The 264-nt window shown below is 29.9% G+C and carries 1 protein-coding gene; it reads right to left on the bottom strand.

Annotated elements, in window-relative coordinates; genetic code table 11:
• Positions 1 to 264: hypothetical protein (locus AAEY79_RS15235; protein WP_352289324.1), on the bottom strand; the 264-nt coding region annotated here is incomplete at both ends.

The raw sequence follows: 264 nt of genomic DNA, 5'->3' as shown, positions 1-264 counted from the left end.
CTTTCTGCCTCTTCCATTGCCGATAATACGAGTGGAATCTGAAATTTTGTTATTACGCCGTTTCCATATGTACTTTTAGATGGATATTTTAAAGTTAGCCTATTTACTGGCAACATTTTATGTTGGCATAAATTTCTCAAATTACAGCATAGAACATAATACTGATTCTCTTTAAAGATCCTCTCTCTTTCTATTAATAGTTCAGGTAATAAAGATTGATCAATATCATTAATTATCGAAAAATTATCACGTTTATTGTACAAC

This window comes from Psychrobacter sp. GW64-MNA-CIBAN-0177 (genome assembly GCF_040309585.1).
In the GTDB taxonomy this organism is placed as follows: domain Bacteria; phylum Pseudomonadota; class Gammaproteobacteria; order Pseudomonadales; family Moraxellaceae; genus Psychrobacter; species Psychrobacter okhotskensis.
Note: the sequence above shows the minus strand (reverse complement) of the source record. Positions and strands in the feature narration are given on the sequence as shown.